The sequence below is a fragment of the Sphingomonas sp. CFBP 13714 genome (assembly GCF_014842205.1).
In the GTDB taxonomy this organism is placed as follows: Bacteria; Pseudomonadota; Alphaproteobacteria; order Sphingomonadales; family Sphingomonadaceae; genus Sphingomonas; species Sphingomonas aerolata.
In genome coordinates this window covers 384,026-401,738 of record NZ_JACYVG010000005.1, presented here as the reverse complement: position 1 = coordinate 401,738, position 17,713 = coordinate 384,026, and the positions used below count along the sequence as shown (strand labels likewise).

General features: G+C 64.9%; 18 protein-coding genes. 12 read left to right on the top strand and 6 right to left on the bottom strand.

The window, feature by feature from the left end; genetic code table 11:
• Positions 1 to 3 precede the first annotated feature (3 nt).
• The 3 genes from IFT54_RS13765 to rsmA are packed head-to-tail and all read left to right on the top strand — an operon-like array spanning position 4 to position 3,207.
• The gene (locus tag IFT54_RS13765; protein ID WP_446740675.1) at positions 4 to 1,341 is read left to right on the top strand and encodes a peptidylprolyl isomerase; all 1,338 of its coding nucleotides are present in this window, start codon (positions 4 to 6) and stop codon (positions 1,339 to 1,341) included.
• Between the two features lie 7 nt (positions 1,342 to 1,348).
• Positions 1,349 to 2,359 (top strand): 4-hydroxythreonine-4-phosphate dehydrogenase PdxA, encoded by a 1,011-nt coding sequence (gene pdxA / locus IFT54_RS13760; protein ID WP_192071057.1) that lies wholly within the window; start codon positions 1,349 to 1,351, stop codon positions 2,357 to 2,359.
• Complete coding sequence (gene rsmA / locus IFT54_RS13755; protein WP_183936486.1) at positions 2,356 to 3,207, top strand: 16S rRNA (adenine(1518)-N(6)/adenine(1519)-N(6))-dimethyltransferase RsmA; 852 nt, start codon at positions 2,356 to 2,358, stop codon at positions 3,205 to 3,207. Before pdxA ends, rsmA begins: the two co-directional genes overlap by 4 nt.
• An 11-nt stretch (positions 3,208 to 3,218) precedes the next feature.
• Here rsmA and IFT54_RS13750 read toward each other — a convergent pair whose 3' ends face one another.
• The 3 genes from IFT54_RS13750 to guaB form a co-directional block, all read right to left on the bottom strand.
• Positions 3,219 to 3,719, bottom strand: coding sequence for a tetratricopeptide repeat protein (locus IFT54_RS13750; protein WP_031393398.1), 501 nt, complete (start codon positions 3,717 to 3,719; stop codon positions 3,219 to 3,221).
• 32 nt (positions 3,720 to 3,751) lie between these two features.
• Complete coding sequence (locus tag IFT54_RS13745) at positions 3,752 to 4,939, bottom strand: RsmB/NOP family class I SAM-dependent RNA methyltransferase (protein ID WP_192071056.1); 1,188 nt, start codon at positions 4,937 to 4,939, stop codon at positions 3,752 to 3,754.
• Positions 4,940 to 5,112: 173 nt separating this feature from the next.
• A complete protein-coding gene (gene guaB / locus IFT54_RS13740; RefSeq protein WP_192071055.1) occupies positions 5,113 to 6,570 on the bottom strand; it encodes an IMP dehydrogenase in 1,458 nt (485 codons plus the stop codon).
• A gap of 120 nt (positions 6,571 to 6,690) precedes the next feature.
• On the opposite strand from guaB, the gene IFT54_RS13735 reads away from it, so the two are divergent.
• Together IFT54_RS13735 and IFT54_RS13730 are read left to right on the top strand one after the other, a co-directional pair.
• A complete protein-coding gene (locus IFT54_RS13735) occupies positions 6,691 to 7,683 on the top strand; it encodes an SPFH domain-containing protein (protein ID WP_192071054.1) in 993 nt (330 codons plus the stop codon).
• Positions 7,683 to 8,120 carry an NfeD family protein gene (locus IFT54_RS13730; RefSeq protein WP_192071053.1) on the top strand — a complete coding sequence of 146 codons (438 nt, stop codon included), beginning with the start codon at positions 7,683 to 7,685 and terminating at the stop codon, positions 8,118 to 8,120. Before IFT54_RS13735 ends, IFT54_RS13730 begins: the two co-directional genes overlap by 1 nt.
• 112 nt (positions 8,121 to 8,232) lie before the next feature.
• Here IFT54_RS13730 and IFT54_RS13725 read toward each other — a convergent pair whose 3' ends face one another.
• A complete protein-coding gene (locus tag IFT54_RS13725; protein ID WP_192071052.1) occupies positions 8,233 to 9,843 on the bottom strand; it encodes a phosphoenolpyruvate carboxykinase in 1,611 nt (536 codons plus the stop codon).
• A gap of 202 nt (positions 9,844 to 10,045) precedes the next feature.
• On the opposite strand from IFT54_RS13725, the gene IFT54_RS13720 reads away from it, so the two are divergent.
• The 7 genes from IFT54_RS13720 to IFT54_RS13690 all read left to right on the top strand — a co-directional run bounded on the left by IFT54_RS13720 (position 10,046) and on the right by IFT54_RS13690 (position 15,290).
• Positions 10,046 to 10,753 carry a response regulator transcription factor gene (locus IFT54_RS13720; protein WP_031393404.1) on the top strand — a complete coding sequence of 236 codons (708 nt, stop codon included), beginning with the start codon at positions 10,046 to 10,048 and terminating at the stop codon, positions 10,751 to 10,753.
• A gap of 1 nt (position 10,754) precedes the next feature.
• On the top strand, positions 10,755 to 12,338 hold the full coding sequence (locus IFT54_RS13715) for a sensor histidine kinase (RefSeq protein ID WP_192071051.1): 1,584 nt from the start codon (positions 10,755 to 10,757) through the stop codon (positions 12,336 to 12,338).
• A gap of 13 nt (positions 12,339 to 12,351) precedes the next feature.
• Positions 12,352 to 12,783: an HPr kinase/phosphorylase gene (locus IFT54_RS13710; RefSeq protein ID WP_159512651.1), complete on the top strand. Its 432-nt coding sequence runs from the start codon at positions 12,352 to 12,354 to the stop codon at positions 12,781 to 12,783.
• Positions 12,780 to 13,697, top strand: a complete 918-nt coding sequence (rapZ, locus tag IFT54_RS13705; RefSeq protein ID WP_192071050.1) for an RNase adapter RapZ — start codon at positions 12,780 to 12,782, stop codon at positions 13,695 to 13,697. Before IFT54_RS13710 ends, rapZ begins: the two co-directional genes overlap by 4 nt.
• 16 nt (positions 13,698 to 13,713) lie before the next feature.
• On the top strand, positions 13,714 to 14,121 hold the full coding sequence (locus tag IFT54_RS13700) for a PTS sugar transporter subunit IIA (RefSeq protein WP_031393408.1): 408 nt from the start codon (positions 13,714 to 13,716) through the stop codon (positions 14,119 to 14,121).
• On the top strand, positions 14,118 to 14,393 hold the full coding sequence (locus tag IFT54_RS13695) for an HPr family phosphocarrier protein (protein WP_031393409.1): 276 nt from the start codon (positions 14,118 to 14,120) through the stop codon (positions 14,391 to 14,393). Before IFT54_RS13700 ends, IFT54_RS13695 begins: the two co-directional genes overlap by 4 nt.
• Before the next feature lie 99 nt (positions 14,394 to 14,492).
• Entirely contained in the window at positions 14,493 to 15,290 is a 798-nt protein-coding gene (locus tag IFT54_RS13690; RefSeq protein ID WP_192071049.1) for a TrmH family RNA methyltransferase, read from the top strand.
• A 9-nt stretch (positions 15,291 to 15,299) separates the two neighbouring features.
• Here the strand turns inward: IFT54_RS13690 and rmuC are convergent, their stop codons facing one another.
• Positions 15,300 to 16,763: a DNA recombination protein RmuC gene (gene rmuC / locus IFT54_RS13685; RefSeq protein ID WP_192071048.1), complete on the bottom strand. Its 1,464-nt coding sequence runs from the start codon at positions 16,761 to 16,763 to the stop codon at positions 15,300 to 15,302.
• 414 nt (positions 16,764 to 17,177) lie between these two features.
• The gene (gene def, locus IFT54_RS13680) at positions 17,178 to 17,702 is read right to left on the bottom strand and encodes a peptide deformylase (protein ID WP_031393412.1); all 525 of its coding nucleotides are present in this window, start codon (positions 17,700 to 17,702) and stop codon (positions 17,178 to 17,180) included.
• Positions 17,703 to 17,713 lie beyond the last annotated feature (11 nt).

Sequence of the window (17,713 nt, the reverse complement as noted above, 5' to 3'; positions counted from 1 at the left end):
GCATTGACCGCAAGCGCAATTGCCCAGACCGCGCCAACGCCCGCGCCCGCTGGAGGATCCGGGCAGACCGTGTCCGATCAGAGCGTGCCCGACAATACCGGGCTTAATCTGCCGACGAATCTTCAGATCTTCGGCAAGGTTGATCCGAACGTCCGCAAGCCGACGGCGATCGTCAACGACTCCGTGATCACCGGCACCGACGTCGATCAGCGCGTCGCCTTGATCGCGATGGCCAACGAGGGCGCCAAGCTCTCGCCCGAAGACCGCGACCGGTTGAAGCTTCAGGTCCTGCGGCAGCTGATCGACGAGACGTTGCAGATCCAGGAGGCGAAGACCGCCGACATCACGATCACGCCTGCCGAACTCACGCAGAGCTATGACGCGGTGTCGAAGCGGTTCAACCGGACCCCTGCCACCATGGCGGCCTATCTGCGGCAGACCGGCTCGTCGGATCGCTCGCTCAAGCGTCAGATCGAAGGCGAACTGGCCTGGCAGCGCTATCTGCGGCGCCGCGTCGAGCCCTTCGTCAACGTCGGCGACGAGGAGGTCAAAGGCATCATCGACCGTCTCGAGGCGGCCAAGGGTACGGACGAGTTCAACCTGAAGGAAATCTACCTCGCCGGGAATGCGACGAACGGGCAACAGGTCTATGCCAATGCCCGCCAGCTGATCCAGGAAATCCAGAAGGGCACGCAGCCGTTCGAGTCCTATGCGCGGCAATTCTCCGAGGCGTCGACCCGCGCGGTCGGCGGCGATCTCGGCTGGGTTCGTGCATCGACGCTGCCGCCGGAGCTCGCCCAGGCGACGCAGTCGATGCAGGTCGGCCAGGTGGCCGGTCCGATCGAGGTGTCGGGCGGCTATTCCATCCTGTACCTTACCGACAAGCGCCAGGTGCTGACCGCCGACCCACGCGACGCGCGGCTCAGCCTGAAGCAGCTGACGTTGCGCTTCCCGCCCAATACCTCGCAGGCGCAGGCCGCGGCTCGCGCCGAGGCGTTCGCTAGAGCGACGAAGGATCTGCGCGGGTGCGGCACCGTCGAAAAGGTCGCCGCGGGCATCGGCGCGGATGTTGTCGACAATGATACGGTCCGGATCCGCGATCTTCCGCCGCAGCTTCAGGAAGTGATGCTCAAGTTGCAGGTCGGCGAATCGAGCCCGCCGTTTGGGTCCGCCGAACAGGGCGTACGTGCCCTCGTCCTGTGCGGACGCGACGATCCGCAGTCAGGCAATCTGCCGAGTTCGGAACAGATCCAGGGACAGCTCGAGCAGCAGCGCGTCAATCTGCGGGCCCAGCAGAAACTGCGCGATCTGCGTCGTGACGCCGTCGTCGAATATCGCTGATCCTGACATGCCGCAGTCGCGCCCCCTCGCCGTCTCGATGGGCGACCCTGCGGGGATCGGACCTGAAATCATCGCCAAGGCTTGGGCCGCGCGTGTTGCGCACGACCTGCCCCCGTTCGTTGCGATCGGCGACATCCGGGCGATCGAGCGGGTCTGGTCCGGGCCCGTGGTCCGGATCGCTGATTCTACCGAAACGGCCACGGTATTCGCCGGTGCGCTGCCGGTGCTGAGCGTCGAAGACGCGGGCGAGATCGTGCCCGGGAATCCGGATGTCGAGGGCGCCCGTTGCGCCTTGCATGCGCTCGAGCTTGCGGTGGGACTGGTCAAGACCGGAGCAGCACGCGCACTGGTCACGGGGCCGGTATCGAAGGCAAAGCTTTATGCGATTGGCTTCACCCATCCCGGGCAGACGGAGTTCGTCGCTGAACGGTTCGGCGTCGCGGGCGAGAATGCCGTGATGATGCTTGCCGGCCCGTCACTCCGTGTCGTGCCGATCACAACGCATGTACCGCTCAGCGACGTCGCGTCCCTGCTGTCGGTCGATTTGATCGTCGCAAAGGGGCGGGCAACGGCTCGTGGGTTGACGCGGAATTTCGGGATCGCGGCCCCGAGGCTCGCCTTTGCCGGGTTCAATCCGCATGCGGGCGAACAGGGCGCGCTCGGTCGTGAGGAGATTGATATCATCGCCCCGGCGATCGAGCTGCTGCGCGCGGAGGGCATCGATGCGACCGGGCCTTTTGCGGCAGATACCTTGTTCCACCCGCGCGCGCGCGCAACCTATGACGCGGTACTTTGCTGCTATCATGACCAGGCGCTCGTGCCGCTCAAGACCATCCATTTTGACGAAGGCGTCAACATCACGCTCGGGCTGCCTATCGTGCGTACGTCGCCTGACCACGGCACGGCATTCCCGATCGCCGGTAAAAACCTCGCCGAACCGGGTGCCATGATCGCGGCGATCGCGATGGCCGGCCAGGCATCCGATCGGCGTGCCGCGCAAAGCGCCGAAAGTCGATGATCGCCCCGGCAACGGCCCTCCCCCCGCTGCGCGAGGTGATCGCGCGGCATGGCCTCAATGCCAGCAAGGCGCTGGGGCAGAATTTCCTGTTCGACGGGCAATTGCTGGCGCGCATCGCCGCTGTGCCGGGTGACCTGCACGACGCTGAAGTCCTCGAGGTCGGCCCAGGTCCCGGTGGACTGACCCGCGCTTTGCTTGCGGCGGGTGCGCGCGTGACGGCGATCGAGCGGGATCACCGCTGTATCCCGGCGCTAGCCGAACTGGGCGACGCGTTCCCGGGGCAGTTGACGGTCATCGAGGGCGATGCGCTGGCGATCGACGCACCGGCGTTGTTCAAGACAAAGCCACACATCGTCTCCAACCTGCCCTATAATGTCGGTACCGCCTTGCTGGTCGGCTGGCTGTCGGCGGACTGGGTGCCATGGTGGCAATCGCTGACGCTGATGTTCCAGAAGGAGGTCGCTGAACGGATTGTCGCGACCACCAATAGCGACCATTACGGACGTCTGGCGGTGCTGGCACAATGGCGAAGCGCGTCGCGGATCGCGATGCCGGTCCACAGGTCGGCCTTCACGCCGCCTCCCAAGGTCATGTCCGCGGTCGTCCACATCACGCCACATGCTGCGCCCGAGGGTGTCGACTTCGCCCTGCTCGAACGGCTGACCGGCGCCGCCTTTGGCCAGCGTCGCAAGATGCTCCGCCAGAGCCTGAAGTCGGTGCCTGGTGCTCTCGATGCGCTGGAGCGGATCGGGATCGATGGGACGCGACGCGCGGAGACCTTGTCGGTGCTGGATTTCGTGGCACTGGCGCGCGCTGCGAAGACACGGCCGCTCACCGTCAGCGGCTGAGGTCGTTCCGCTCAGTCCTTGGCGGGGGTCGCGGGCTTTACGACCTGCGCAGTCGTGATGGGCGGCCCCTTGGCGATGATCGCGGCAAGCTGCACGGCTTCGGGACACTGACCCTTGCAGATGGTGCGGATCTTGGCGAGGTTGTCGCGGGCCCGGACGACCGCGCCCTTCATCACCAACGCACTGCCCTGCCCCTGCAACGCGGTGACGTCGTTGGGCTCGAGCAACAGCGCCTCGCGGTAAAGGCGGATCGCCTTGCCCGGCAGTTCGCGTGCCTCTGCGACCCTGCCCAGTTCGACGAACGCCGCGCGATTGCGCGGATCCACCGCGACCGCGGTTTCGAGCATGTCGGTCGCACCGTCGAGATTGCCGGCCGCCTTCAGGCTGCGCCCCTGTGCGAGCAGTTGCAACGACCGCGCATCAATCTGCGTATCGGGCCGTTGGCCGCTCAGCGACGTCGATACGGACACGACCGTCAGCGCGGCGGCAACGGCAACGGTCGAAAAACGCATGATGGTCTCCAGGCGGGGCACAGCGGATTTGGCTAGCATGGGCTGATAAGGCGCGCGACAAAAAATCCGTCGGTGCCGTCGCGGCCGGGCTCGAGGCGAACCCCGTGGCCATGGACAGCGCCTGCGGGCAACGACAGCGGCGCGGTCGTCCAGCCGGGATGCGCGCCCAGGAACCACGCAACCTGGTCCGTGCCTTCTGCATCGAGCAGCGAACAGACGATATATACCAATGCACCGCCCGGTTTCACCAGCGTTGCCGCGACCGACAGGACCTGCTGTTGGGTCGACTGCAATCTGGACACGCGGTCGGGCGTCAGGCGCCAGCGCGCCTCGGGATTGCGTCGCCACGTGCCTGTTCCCGAACAAGGCGCATCGACGAGCACGCCGTCCGCGCGGCCCGCCCATTCACTCAACGCCTCGATCTCGCGGGTCGGGTTGAGCAACTGCGTCTCGATGATCGCGGCGCCCGCGCGGGTCGCGCGCGGCGCCAGCCGTGACAGCCGGTTACGATCGGTATCGCAGGCCAGGACGGTACCCGTGTTCGCCATCATCGCGGCGAGCGCGAGCGTCTTGCCGCCAGCGCCCGCGCACAGGTCGACGATCCTTTGGCCGGCCTTGGCCTGCATCGCGAGCCCGACGATCTGGCTGCCCTCGTCCTGGACTTCCAGCGCACCCTCATTGAACAGCGCCAATGCCTCGACATTCGTGCCGGTCGGCAGCCGGATGCCGTCGGGAGCGTGCGGTGTCGCCTCGGCCTCGGGCAATGCGGCGAGCACGGCGGGACGATCCGCGACGAGCGTGTTGACGCGCAGGTCGAGCGTCGCACGCCCGGCAAGATCGGTGAGCGCCGCGCCATCGAGTCCCGATGCCCGCAACGCCTTGGTCAGCCATTGCGGCGCGACGCCGGCGCGTGCGCGCGGTTCATCCTTGCCGATCGGCGCTGGTGCATGGGTCGAGCCGTCGAAGGTCGCGGCCAGCGCGGGGTCAGCATCGGCTACCAGCAGCATCGCGGCACGACCGTTCTCGGGTCGATCTCCTGCCTTGCGGATCGCCGCATAGACGAGCTCACGCACGGCGCGACGGTCCTTCGACCCAGCATAACGACGCGTGGCGAAGTAGCGGGCGATGAGCGTGTCGGCTGCCGCGCCACTCTCGCGGGCAGCGGCAATGATCTGGTCGAGCAGTTCGATCGCGGCCTGCGTCCGTGCCGACGGGGTCAAGGCCGGCCTCCCGGGATTGCGCAATATCGGGCAGTGATTTGGTAGGGGATCATCATCATCCCCTGTCCCTACCCCCTCCCGGACGCAGAAGGGAATGATTTCAGGTATCCGCTTGCCACATTCCCGGCCGGCGGGCCCTCCCGATCCCGTTGCGGCATCGGGAGGCGTCGATGCTAGCGCGTCGGGTAGTTCGGGGCCTCGCGCGTGATCGTGACGTCGTGGACATGGCTCTCCATCAGGCCGGCACCGGTGATCTGGACGAATTCCGCGCGTGCCTGCAGATCCGGAATCGTTGCCGACCCTGTATAGCCCATCGCCGCCTTGATCCCGCCGACGAGTTGGTGGACGACATCGCGTGCCGGGCCCTTATACGCAACCTGCCCCTCGATGCCCTCGGGCACGAGCTTCAACTGGTCCTTGATATCGCCCTGGAAGTAGCGATCCGCGGACCCGCGGCCCATCGCACCGACCGAGCCCATGCCACGATAGGATTTATACGCGCGCCCCTGATACAGGAATGTCTCGCCCGGCGCCTCGTCCGTCCCGGCAAGCAGCGATCCGATCATCACGGTCGATGCGCCTGCAGCCAGCGCCTTGGCCATGTCGCCCGACGTGCGGATACCGCCATCCGCGATCACCGGTACGCCGGCCTTGTGGCCGGCCTCGGCGCAATCCATCACGGCCGTTAGCTGCGGCACGCCCACGCCAGCGACCACCCGCGTGGTGCAGATCGACCCTGGACCGATGCCGACCTTGATGCCGTCCGCGCCCGCGTCGATAAGCGCACGGGTGGCGTCGCCCGTCGCGACGTTCCCGGCCACGACCTGCACCGAGTTGGACAGCTTCTTGACCCGCTCAACGGCACGCCCGACGTCGCGATTATGCCCATGTGCCGTGTCGATCACGATCAGGTCGCATCCGGCGTCGACCAGCTGTTCCGTGCGATCGAAGCCTTTGTCGCCGACGGTCGTCGCCGCAGCGACACGCAGGCGACCCGCTTCGTCCTTGGTCGCGTCAGGGAACATGACGGCCTTTTCGATATCCTTGACCGTGATGAGGCCGACGCAACGATACTCGGCATCGACGACCAGCAGCTTTTCGATGCGACGCTGGTGCAGCAGCCGGCGCGCTTCCTCCTTGCCGACCTCGGTCGATACAGTCGCAAGATTCTCGTGCGTCATAAGCTCGCTGACCGGCTGCTGCGGGTTACCGGCGAAGCGAACGTCGCGATTGGTCAGGATTCCGACTAGCTTGCCATTCGACTCGACGACCGGAATGCCGCTAATCCGATGGCCGGCCATCAACGCCTGCGCTTCGCCTAGAGTGGCGGTCGGCTTGATCGTGATCGGGTTGACCACCATCCCCGATTCGAACCGCTTGACCTGACGGACCGCGACAACCTGTTCCTCGATCGTCAGGTTACGGTGTAGCACGCCGATGCCGCCGAGCTGCGCCATGACGATCGCCATGTCCGCTTCGGTCACAGTGTCCATCGCGGAGGACAGGATCGGAATGTTGAGGGCTATCCCCCGCGTTACCTGGGTCCGCGTGTCCGCCTGGCTTGGCAGCACGTCCGATCCCCCCGGATACAGTAGGACGTCGTCGAAAGTGAGGCCGAGGCGGATATCCATGAAAGCTGCCGATCCTGGGTGTGGGGTGGCGCGCCATGTAACCAAAGCGGGCGCGTACGGCTAGGCCCCTCTGCGAACGGCGTGCTATAGCCGGGCACTACACGCATGGGGGATATTCCGATGGGGTTGATTGTCGCCGGGCTCGCAGTGGCGCTGGTGCTGTTCTATTTGATGACCAGTATCAAGATCGTACGGCAGGGCTATCAATACACGATCGAGCATTTCGGAAGGTTCACCACGGTCGCAAGGCCCGGCTTCAATTTCTATCCGGCGTTTTTCTACCGTGTCGGGCGGAAGGTGAACATGATGGAACAGGTGATCGATATTCCCGGGCAGGAGATCATCACCAAGGACAATGCGATGATATCGACCGACGGGGTCGTGTTCTTCCAGGTGCTGGATTCGGCCAAGGCCGCCTATGAGGTGTCGGACCTGTATCAGGCGCTGCTGCAGCTCACGACGACAAATCTTCGCACAGTGATGGGCTCGATGGATCTCGACGAGACGTTGAGCAAGCGCGACGAGATCAATGCGCGATTGCTGAGCGTCGTCGACCACGCAACGACGCCCTGGGGGGTCAAGATCACCCGGGTGGAGATCAAGGACATTCGTCCGCCCGCCGACATCGTCAACGCCATGGGCCGCCAGATGAAGGCCGAGCGCGAGAAGCGCGCAAACATTCTGGACGCGGAAGGCTCACGCGCCTCGGAAATCCTCCGGGCAGAGGGCCAGAAGCAGGCACGGATCCTCGAATCGGAGGGCCGCAAGGAATCGGCCTTTCGTGATGCCGAGGCGCGCGAGCGCGCGGCCGTTGCCGAAGCGTCGGCCACCCGGGCGGTGTCGCAGGCGATCGAGGAGGGCGGCGCGCAGGCGATCAACTATTTCATTGCGCAAAAATATGTCGAGGCAATCGGCAAATTCGCCACGTCGCCCAATGCGAAGACGATCCTGTTTCCCGTCGAGGCGACCCAGTTGATGGGAACGCTGGGTGGCATTGGCGAGATTGCGAAGGATGCCCTGCGCGACACGGTGCCGACAGCCGCCCCGGCAGCGAAGCCGTCACCCAGGGGACCATTTGAACTCTCGAACACCAACGAGGTGCCGAAAAGCTGATGTATGGAATCGGACCGGCCGTTGCATGGCTGATCGCTGCGCTGGTGTTGGGGATCGCGGAATTGGCTGTTCCGGGCGTTTTCCTGGTCTTTCTGGCGATCGCCGCAGCGTTCACCGGGGTGATGGCGCTCGCGCTGCCGGACCTGCCGGTCGCCGTACAGCTTGTAGCCTTCGCGGTCTGGAGTGTGGTCGCGGTCACGATCGGCAAACGATGGTATCGTGACTATCCGGTCGAGGGCGGGGATCCGCTGCTTAACGACCGCGCGGCGCGATTGATCGGCCAGATCGTGATCGTCGAGACGGCGCTCGTTGGTGGCCAAGGCCGTGTTCTCGTCGGTGACGGCAGCTGGCCCGCACGCGGGCCCGACGCGGCGGTCGGCACGCGGGTCAGGATCGTCGCGGTGATGGACGGCGCGGTGGCTGTGGAACCTCAGTAGACGGGCGTCGCAACGTCTCGGACGGCCCGTTTAATGTCGATGGCGGGACCGAGAAGGGCTCGACGCCCCATCCCGGTCCGGCACCCGCGAACCTACCGGGCCGCTCGGTTTGTCACGCAGCTTCGGTCACCTTCGGCGCCGCCTGCATTACGCTGGCATCGACATGCTCTGAGAACTGCGCGAAATTCTCGACGAACAGATCGACCAGCTTTGCCGCTGTCGCGTCATAGGCATCGGTATCTGCCCATGTCGTCCGCGGATCGAGGATGGCGTCGTCGACGCCCTGTACGCTAACCGGAACCTGAAACCCAAAGTTAGGGTCCGTACGAAATTCGGCAGTCTTCAGACTGCCGTCCAGCGCAGCGTTCAGAAGCGCACGCGTAGCCTTGATCGGCATCCGGCTGCCGACACCATATTTGCCCCCGGTCCAACCCGTATTCACCAGCCAGCAGTCGACCCCGCCGCGGGCGATCCGCGCTTTCAGGAGATTACCATAAACTGAGGGATGCCGCGGCATGAACGGAGCGCCGAAACAGGTCGAGAACGTCGCATCGGGCTCGGTCACGCCGATCTCGGTGCCGGCGACGCGGGCCGTATAGCCTGACAGAAAGTGGTACATCGCCTGATCCGGCGTCAGTTTGGCAATCGGCGGGAGCACACCATAGGCATCGGCGGTCAACATCACGATGTTCCGCGGAACCGGACCCATATTGTCCGCCGAGCTGTTGGGAATGAAGTCGATCGGATAGGCGCCCCGGCTATTTTCCGCGAGCGTGTGATCGTCAAGATCAAGCAGGCGCGTGGTGGGATCCATCACGACATTCTCGAGAACCGTTCCGAACCGCTTCGTCGTCGCGAAGATCTCGGGCTCGGCATCGGCCGACAAACGGATCATCTTGGCGTAGCAGCCACCTTCGAAGTTGAAGACGGCGGTATCGGACCAGCCATGCTCATCGTCGCCGATCAGCGTTCGGCTGGCATCGGCACTCAAGGTCGTCTTGCCGGTGCCAGAAAGCCCGAAGAACACCGCGGTATCGCCGTTTGCGCCCATGTTTGCCGAACAATGCATCGGCATCACCCCGGCCGGCGGCAGGAGGTAGTTGAGCAGGCCGAAGACCGACTTTTTCATCTCCCCGGCATATTTCGTACCCCCGATAAGGATGAGCCGATCGGTGAAATTGACCGCGATGACGGTTTCGCTGCGGCAACCATGCCGCGCGGGATCGGCCTGGAAGCTGGGCAGATCGATGATCGTATAGTCGGCTTGAAAGCCTTTCAGCGCTGGCGCTTCCGGACGGACAAGCATCGTCCGGATGAAGAGATTGTGCCAGGCGAGTTCCGTGACGACGCGAACATTCACCCGGTGATCGGGTTGCGATCCGCCATATAGGTCCTGAACGAACAGCGTATTCTTCTGCGCCAGCGCGGCGTAGAAATCTGCCTTCAGTGCGGCAAAGTGCGCCGCAGCCATCGGCTTGTTGCTCTTGCCCCACCAGACGGTCGCGTCGGTTTCCGCGTCGCGGACGATGAACTTGTCCTGAGCCGAACGTCCGGTATGGGCGCCCGTTTCGACGACCAGGGGCCCGTCGGCGGACAGACGCCCCTCACCCCGGTCGAGCGCGGCTTCGACCAGCTGCGCGGTCACCAGATTCCAGTGCACCTCCGCATGTGTTTCAATTCCCTGCGCATCGAGCCCTGAGGCAGGGGTTCGCAAATCGGACACGGCATCTCTCCATAAGACACTTGCGCATACGTATGTATGTCGTTGAGTCTCGATCTAGGCGGGCCTGTGATCCGGGTCAATTCGACCGGAGGGCGTGCAACTCACGCCGCGGTCTGGTGTACCCCGGTTGAGTACGCTAGCACTTTGCCCTACGCAGCCCGAGATTTATCCCGGCGGGCGCCAAGAAGATGACAGCCAGACCATGACGGCAACGATCGCGCTCGTCGATGACGACCGAAACATCCTGACGTCCGTGTCGATCGCCCTTCAGACCGAAGGGTTTGTCACGCGGGTCTATTCGGATGGCGAGACCGCGCTGAAGGCCTTGACGGACAATCCCCCCGATCTGGCGATCTTCGACATCAAGATGCCCCGTATGGATGGTCTGGAACTGTTGCGGCGGCTGCGCGAAAAGAGCCAGATTCCTGTCATCTTCCTGACCAGCAAGGACGACGAGCTCGACGAGGCGCTTGGTCTTGCGATGGGGGCGGACGACTATATCGCGAAGCCGTTCTCGCAGCGGTTGCTGATTGCGCGGGTCCGGGCGATCCTGCGGCGCGCGGAACTGACCCGGTCGCCTGGCACGGAGACGGAGGCCGAGGCGGCCGGGCCGCTCGACCGGGGACGGCTCAGCATGGACCCGGCGCGCCACCGGACCCTATGGGCAGGCGAGCCCGTGACGCTGACGGTGACGGAATTCATGATCCTCGAAACGCTCGCGCAGCGGCCGGGTATCGTCAAGACGCGCAACCAGTTGATGGACGCCGCCTATCAGGACGACATCTATGTCGACGACCGGACGATCGACAGCCACATAAAGCGGCTTCGTCGCAAGTTCCGACAGGTCGATCCAGATTTCGACGCGATCGAAACGCTGTATGGGGCAGGCTATCGGTTCTCCGAAGATTAGCATGGGACGGAGCGATCCGGGCGACGACGTGGGCGATCGTACCGAGGATGACGGTCGCGACCTGACATTACGCTGGTCCGGTCAGATTTCGCTTACGCGGCGCATCCTCGCCGTCAATATCTTTGCGCTCCTGCTGCTCGCAGGCGGCTTTTTCTACCTCGATTCCTATCGCAGCCGGATCGTCGACAGCCGCGTCGCGCAGGCCGCACGCGAGGCGCGGCTGATTGGCGAGGCGATCGCCGCAGTCGATCCGGCGCTGCGTGAGCCGCTCATCGTTCGGCTGGCGCAGGATACGGGCTCGCAGATCCGGGTCTTCGACCGCAACGGGCAGATCATCAAGGACAGTCGCGCACTGGGGCTGCGCAGTTTCGTGCTGCACGACCCGGACAAGGAAGACTGGGGGCAGGATGCCGCGCGCTTTCTCGACGCGGTCATCGACGTGGTCGTGATGGCGCCCCGCGCACCGCTTTACCGCGAACGCGGCCCGCGGCAACGCTGGCCCGACGTCGAGGACGTGCGGCTGCGGCATGGGATCTCCACGACGGTCTGGCGCGCGCCCGACCGCACCCCGGTGATAACGGCGGCAGCCCGAGTGCCGGGCGGCGGCGTGGTGATGACCACGGTGAACGCACGCGATATCACGCGCACCGTCCGTATCGAACGCTTCCGCCTGAGCATGGTGCTGTTGTTGGTCTCGATCGTCTCCGTGCTGCTGTCGCTATTCCTTGCACGAACGATCGTCCGCCCCCTCCGCCGTCTGGCACGAGCGGCGGTACGGGTACGGCTCGGACGCGCGCGCGAGGTCGTTGTCCCTCGACTGCCGTCGCGCCGGGATGAATTGGGGATGCTCGCCCGCGCGCTGTCGGACATGAGCCTGGCGCTCAGGGCTCGCATCGACGCGACCGAAGCCTTCGCTGCCGATGTTACGCATGAAATGAAGAACCCGCTGGCGTCGTTACGGTCTGCGGTGGAAGGGCTGTCACGCGTGCAGGATCCCGCCCTCAAGGAGCAGCTGATGGCGATCGTGCGAGACGATGTCCATCGACTAGATCGGCTGATCTCCGACATCTCCGACGCGTCGCGACTGGACGCACAGCTCAGCCGGGCAAAGTTCGAACCGATCGACATGGTCAGCCTGATCGACGGCTTGCTGTCGCAGCGCCTCGCTCGCGACGTCGAACGTGAAATCCGTTTTCGCTTCGATCGCAGCGACGATGGCCCGTTCGTCGTGCTCGGCGAAGGCGCCCGGCTTGAGCGTGTGATCGAGAACCTGATCGATAACGCGGTATCCTTCTCGCCCGACCGCGGCCTGATCACGTTGTCCGCAATGCGCGGCGCGCACGAGGTCGTCCTTCGTGTCGAGGATGAGGGCCCGGGCGTCCCTCCAGACGCACGCGATGCGATCTTTCGCCGCTTCCACTCGGTCAGACCTGACGGCGAGGCCTTCGGGCGTCACTCCGGATTGGGACTCGCCATTGCGCGTACCATCGTCGAGGGGCATCAGGGCACGATCACCGTAGAATCGCGCGAGGATCGGCTGGGCGGTGCCCGGTTCGTAATCCATCTGCCGCTGTACGCACGATGAGGGAGCTCTAGTTCTGTCTGTCCTCTCGTCCGATCGCCTGCATGCGACGACCGTCTCGATCGGCGGCCAGGGCGTCCTGCTGGAAGGACCTTCCGGCATCGGCAAGTCCGACCTCGCCCTTCGCCTGATCGACCGCGGCGCAATGCTGGTCAGCGACGACCAGACCATCGTGGTGCGCTCGGGTGCCCGGTTGCTGGCACACCCACCCGCTTCCATCGCAGGCCGGATCGAGGTTCGGGGTCTGGGCATTATCGCCATGCCCTATGTTGTCGACATACCCATCGCCCTGCTCGTACGGCTAGGTGGACAGGTTCCGAGGATGCCCGAGCGAGAGGCACGGCGGATCGCCGGCGTCGACATCCCGGTCCTCCTGCTCGAACCACTCCAGGCGTCCGCTCCACTGAAGGTTGAATTGGCTCTGACACACGGAATTCTCGCCGCATGACGCGCCAATCAAAGCCGATCCTGCTGATCACCGGCATGTCGGGCGCGGGCAAATCGACCGTTCTCAAGACGCTTGAGGATCTGGGCTGGGAGATCGTCGACAACCTGCCGCTGATGCTGCTCGATCGGCTGCTAGATACGCCGCGCGCAAAGGGACAAATGGATGATTCCACCCCCCTGGCGATTGGTATTGGCTCGCAAACGCGCGATTTTGATGCCGATCGCATCATCGGGCGTATCCGCGATCTGCGCGATCGGCACGATCTGGAAATCGGGACGCTGTTTCTCGACTGCTCGGGGGTAGAACTCGAGCGACGCTATTCGGAGACGCGGCGACGTCATCCGCTCGCGCCCGATCGCCCCGCGGGCGACGGGATCGCGCGCGAGCGTGAAATGCTTCGGCCGCTGCGCGACTGGGCGAACCGGTTGATCGACACGACCACATTGGCGGCCAACGAACTGGCGCAACAGATCCGCCACAGCTTCGCGCAGGACGATCAGGGTGCTCCGACGCTGTCGATCCAGTCGTTCGGCTTCGCTCGCGGGCTACCCCGCAACGCCGACCTCGTCTTCGACATGCGGTTTCTGCGAAATCCGCATTGGGATCCGCGGCTGCGTCCTGGGACCGGACTGGATCTCGAGGTTGCGCAATATGTCATGGCCGATCCGGCCTATGAAGCCGCTGTCAGCCGCATCGAGGATCTGCTGCTCCTGTTGCTGCCGCGCTACAAGGCGGAGGGCAAGTCCTATGTCAGCGTTGCGATCGGGTGTACCGGAGGGAGACACCGGTCGGTTCATGTTGCCGAACGGATCGCCGGACGGTTGCGCGCAGAGGGTTTTTCGCCCACGGTAAACCATCGCGACCTGGGGGCCGCGCCGCAGGACTCGCTTGAGGGACCACCGGTCGGCTTATGAGTATGAAGCGTCTGATATGATCGGCCTAGTTTTGGTGACCCACGGGCGGCTCGCCGACGAGTTCGTGACCGCAATGGTCCATGTCGTCGGCCCGCAGGAACGTGTCGCGGCAATCGCGATCGGCCCGGATGACGATATGGAGGAACGCCGCGCGGATATTGCGACGGCGATCGCCGAAGTCGATGCGGGACGCGGCGTGATCGTCCTTACCGATCTGTTCGGCGGTACCCCGTCCAACCTTGCCATCTCCCTGATGGAGCGGGGCCGGGTGGAGGTGATCGCGGGAATGAACCTACCGATGCTGATCCGGCTGGGGTCGGCGCGCAAGGCGATGACGGTCGTGGCGGCGGTCGCTGCCGCGCGTGAAGCCGGCCGGAAATATATATCCGTCGCATCCGAGGTTCTCGGCGAGGCGGCAGCGTGACCGCGGTTGCGCGCACTGTCCTGATCACCAACCGCCGGGGATTGCATGCCCGGGCGAGCGCGAAGTTCGTTACGCTCGCCTCCTCGCAGCCCTGCGATGTGCTGGTCGAAAAGGACGGCGCGGGCAGCGTGACGGGAACGTCGATCATGGGGCTGATGATGCTCGGGGCCGCGATGGGCGATTCGATCGTCATATCGGCGACGGGCGATGGCGCGGATGAAACCGTCGCCCGGCTGGTCGAACTTGTCGAAGCCAAGTTCGGCGAGGATTGAGCCCCCTTCCCCGCAGCGCTTGCCGCGGCGGGTAGCGGCGGGCATGAGCAGCGCGTGCTGACCAACCTCCCCTGTTTCCGCGCGCCGAAGGGCCGATAAATGCCTCGCGAAATTACCGCCTTCTCGAACCCGTTGATCAAATATGTCCGCGATCTTCGCGACAAGCGACATCGCAAGGCTGCACGCCAGTTCCTTGCGGAGGGATTGCGGATCTTGACCGAGGCACGCGAGACCGGCCGGCTGCCCCGCACGCTCTTCTACGCTGCGGCGAGTGCCAACCACCCGCTGGTCCATGCGCTGTCGATGGATGTCGAGGAGGCGGGTGGCGAATCGATCCAGACGACGCCAGACATCCTGTCGAAGCTGTCGGGCAAGGACAATCCGCAGGCGGTGGTCGGCGTGTTCGATGAGTTCGACGCGGCACTCGAGGATCTGGACCGGACCAGTGCAGGGATCTGGCTGGTAGCCGAGCGGCTGCGAGATCCGGGCAATCTCGGCACGATTTTGCGGACCGGCGATGCCGTCGGCGCGGGCGGGCTGATCCTGATCGGCGAGTCGGTCGATCCGTTCTCGGTCGAGGCGGTGCGGGCGAGCATGGGGGCGCTGTTCACCATTCCGGTCGTCAAGACCGAGTGGGCGCCGTTCGAGGCCTGGCTCCGCAGCGGTCCCGGGCAGCTGGTCGGGCTAAGCCTCGACACCGAGACCGATTACCGGGCGGCGTCGTACAGCGCCCCGACCTTCTTGCTGACCGGCAACGAGGCGCAGGGCATGCCGGCGGAGATGGCCGAAGGCTGCGACACGCTGGTCAAGATTCCGATGCTGGGCAAGGCCGACAGCCTCAACGCCGCGGTCGCCACCGCGGTGATGGCCTATGAGGTTCTTGCCCAACAGCGTTGAAAACGCGGGTTAAACGTCCGCGGTCTCCGGTTTCTCGATCAATGCCGGCCCCTCGCCCAACGCCAGCGCGTCGATCGACGACACGTCCTCGAGATCGCGCGCGCCGGTCTCGATATTGAGGTCGCGGAACTTGCGGCCGGTGACCATCAGGCGGCCGTTGAACGAGTTGGTAAAGCCGTTGAAGTTCTTCACCGCGCTGTTCAGACCGACCCCGACCTTGCGCAGATCGTCGGCGACCTTGGCCAGCCGGTCGTGCATCTCCTTGCCAAGTTCGCCGATCTTGCGTGCCTCGTTGGCGAGCTTTTCTTGCCGCCAGACCGCAGCGACGGTCCGCGCGATCGCAATCAGATTGGTAGGAGTGGCGAGCAAGACCCTCTTTTCAAACGCGAAATCCCACAGCGTCGGATCATGTTCGAGCGCGGCGGAGAGGAAATGTTCGCCGGGGACGAACATGATCACATAATCGGGCGTGTCCGCGAACTGGCTCCAATAGGCCTTGTTGCCGAGCCCGTTGACATGCGCGCGCATCGACGCGGCGTGTGCCGCCAGACCGACCAGCCGCTCGGCCTCGTCGACCGCGCCGAACGCATCCTGATAGGCGTTGAGCGAGACCTTGGCATCGATGACGAGTGCGCGGCCGCCGGGGACGCGGATGATTGCATCGGGGCGCAGCCGGGCGCGGGCGCGCTCATCGGCATCGCCGACCGCAACGCTGACCTCGGTCTGGAAGTCGGTATGTTCGCTCAGGCCGCAGGTTTCGAGCACGTTCTTCAACTGCTGCTCGCCCCAGCGACCGCGCGACTTGGGCGCATTGCGGAGCGAGTTGACGAGCTTGGCGGCTTCGGTCGAGACCTTTTCCTGGCCGAGCCGCATCTGCTCGATCTGCCCCTTGAGATCGCCGAACGCGTCGCGGCGCTCCGCCTCAACCTTGGCGACGCCCTCTTCATAGCGTTGCAGCCGGTCGCTGACGGGCTGGAGCATCGACTTGAGGTTCTGGCCGGCGGATTCCTCAGACTGGCGGAAGCGGGCGTCGGCGCGGTCGAGGAAGGTCTTCTGCGCGTCGCTCAGCAGCTTGTTGGCGACATCGCCGAATTGCGCGGCCATCACGTCCTTGGCGTCGCGGAACTCGACCAGCCGCGCCTCGAACGCCTCGCTGCGGGCATGCTCGGTAGCGAGTTCGGTGCGCGCGGCGTCGCGGTCAGCGCGGATCGTCGCGAGATCGGTGCGCAGGCGGTCCGCCTCCCCGGCCCGCTCGGCATTCTGCGCACGCAGCGTGGCGACATCCTGAAGCGCGGCATTGCACTCCTGCTCGACCGCGTCGCGCGCGGTACGGACGAGATCATAGTCCGCGGCCCGCGTTCGGGCGACCGCGAGATCGCTGGCGAGTGCGCCGGCACGGCGCGAGGCCAGCAACCAGCCGAGCAGCAGTCCGGCGGCGGCCGCGAGCAGCGCGACGATCACGAGTTCGGTCATGCTAGCGTCCCAATGTTGTGAATGTTGAGACGATAAGCGGGTTCTGCGCCGAGATTCGTACAATTTCCGGCTGCGGGACCGGCCATGCAGGGTTTGGGCGCGGGCGGCTGGGGGGGCACGGTCTGGAAGGTCATCGTTGGAACATAGCACGAACGACGTGGGTAGGACAGAGGGATTTTCCTACCTTCGGACGTTGGCCTTGGTCGCTACGGGAGCGAACGGGGCTTTGCGGGCGGTAGTGCGTTATCGCCGGGGACGTGCCAACTGGGCCCCGGCCTTCGCCGGGGTGGTGTTTTTGGGGGTGGTGTTCTTGGCGTGTGCCGCCCCCGGTTACGCGGGGCTGCCTGCCTGGGCCCCGGCCTTCGCCGGGGACCTGGTCTGGGTTGGCCGGTCGAGGTAACGACCGGCGTCGGGTCAGCCAAGCTTGCGGGCCTTGGCGAGTTTCTTGAGGACCATGTCGCGCTTGAGGCGGCTGATGTGGTCGATGAACAATACGCCGTCGAGATGGTCGATCTCGTGCTGCATGCAGGTCGAGAGCAGGCCGTCGAGCTCTTCCTCATGCGCGGCACCGGTCTCGTCGAGCCACTTCACGCGGCAGCGGGCGGGGCGGACGACCTCGGCATATTGCTCGGGGATCGAAAGGCAGCCCTCGTTATAGGTCGACATCTCTTCGCTGACCGAAAGGATCTCGGCGTTGATATAGGCCTTGGGATTTTTGATCGGCTTGTCCTCTTCGTCCTTCTCTTCCTGAAGGTCGATGACGAGGACGCGCTGCTGCACGCCGACCTGAGTCGCGGCGAGGCCGATGCCGTTGAAGTCGTACATCGTCTCGATCATGTCGGCGACGAGCGTACGGGTGGAATCGTCCACCGACGCCACCGGCTCCGCGACGAGGCGCAGGCGGGGATCGGGGACTTCGAGAACGGTCATGACGGTCATGCTGCGCAGCT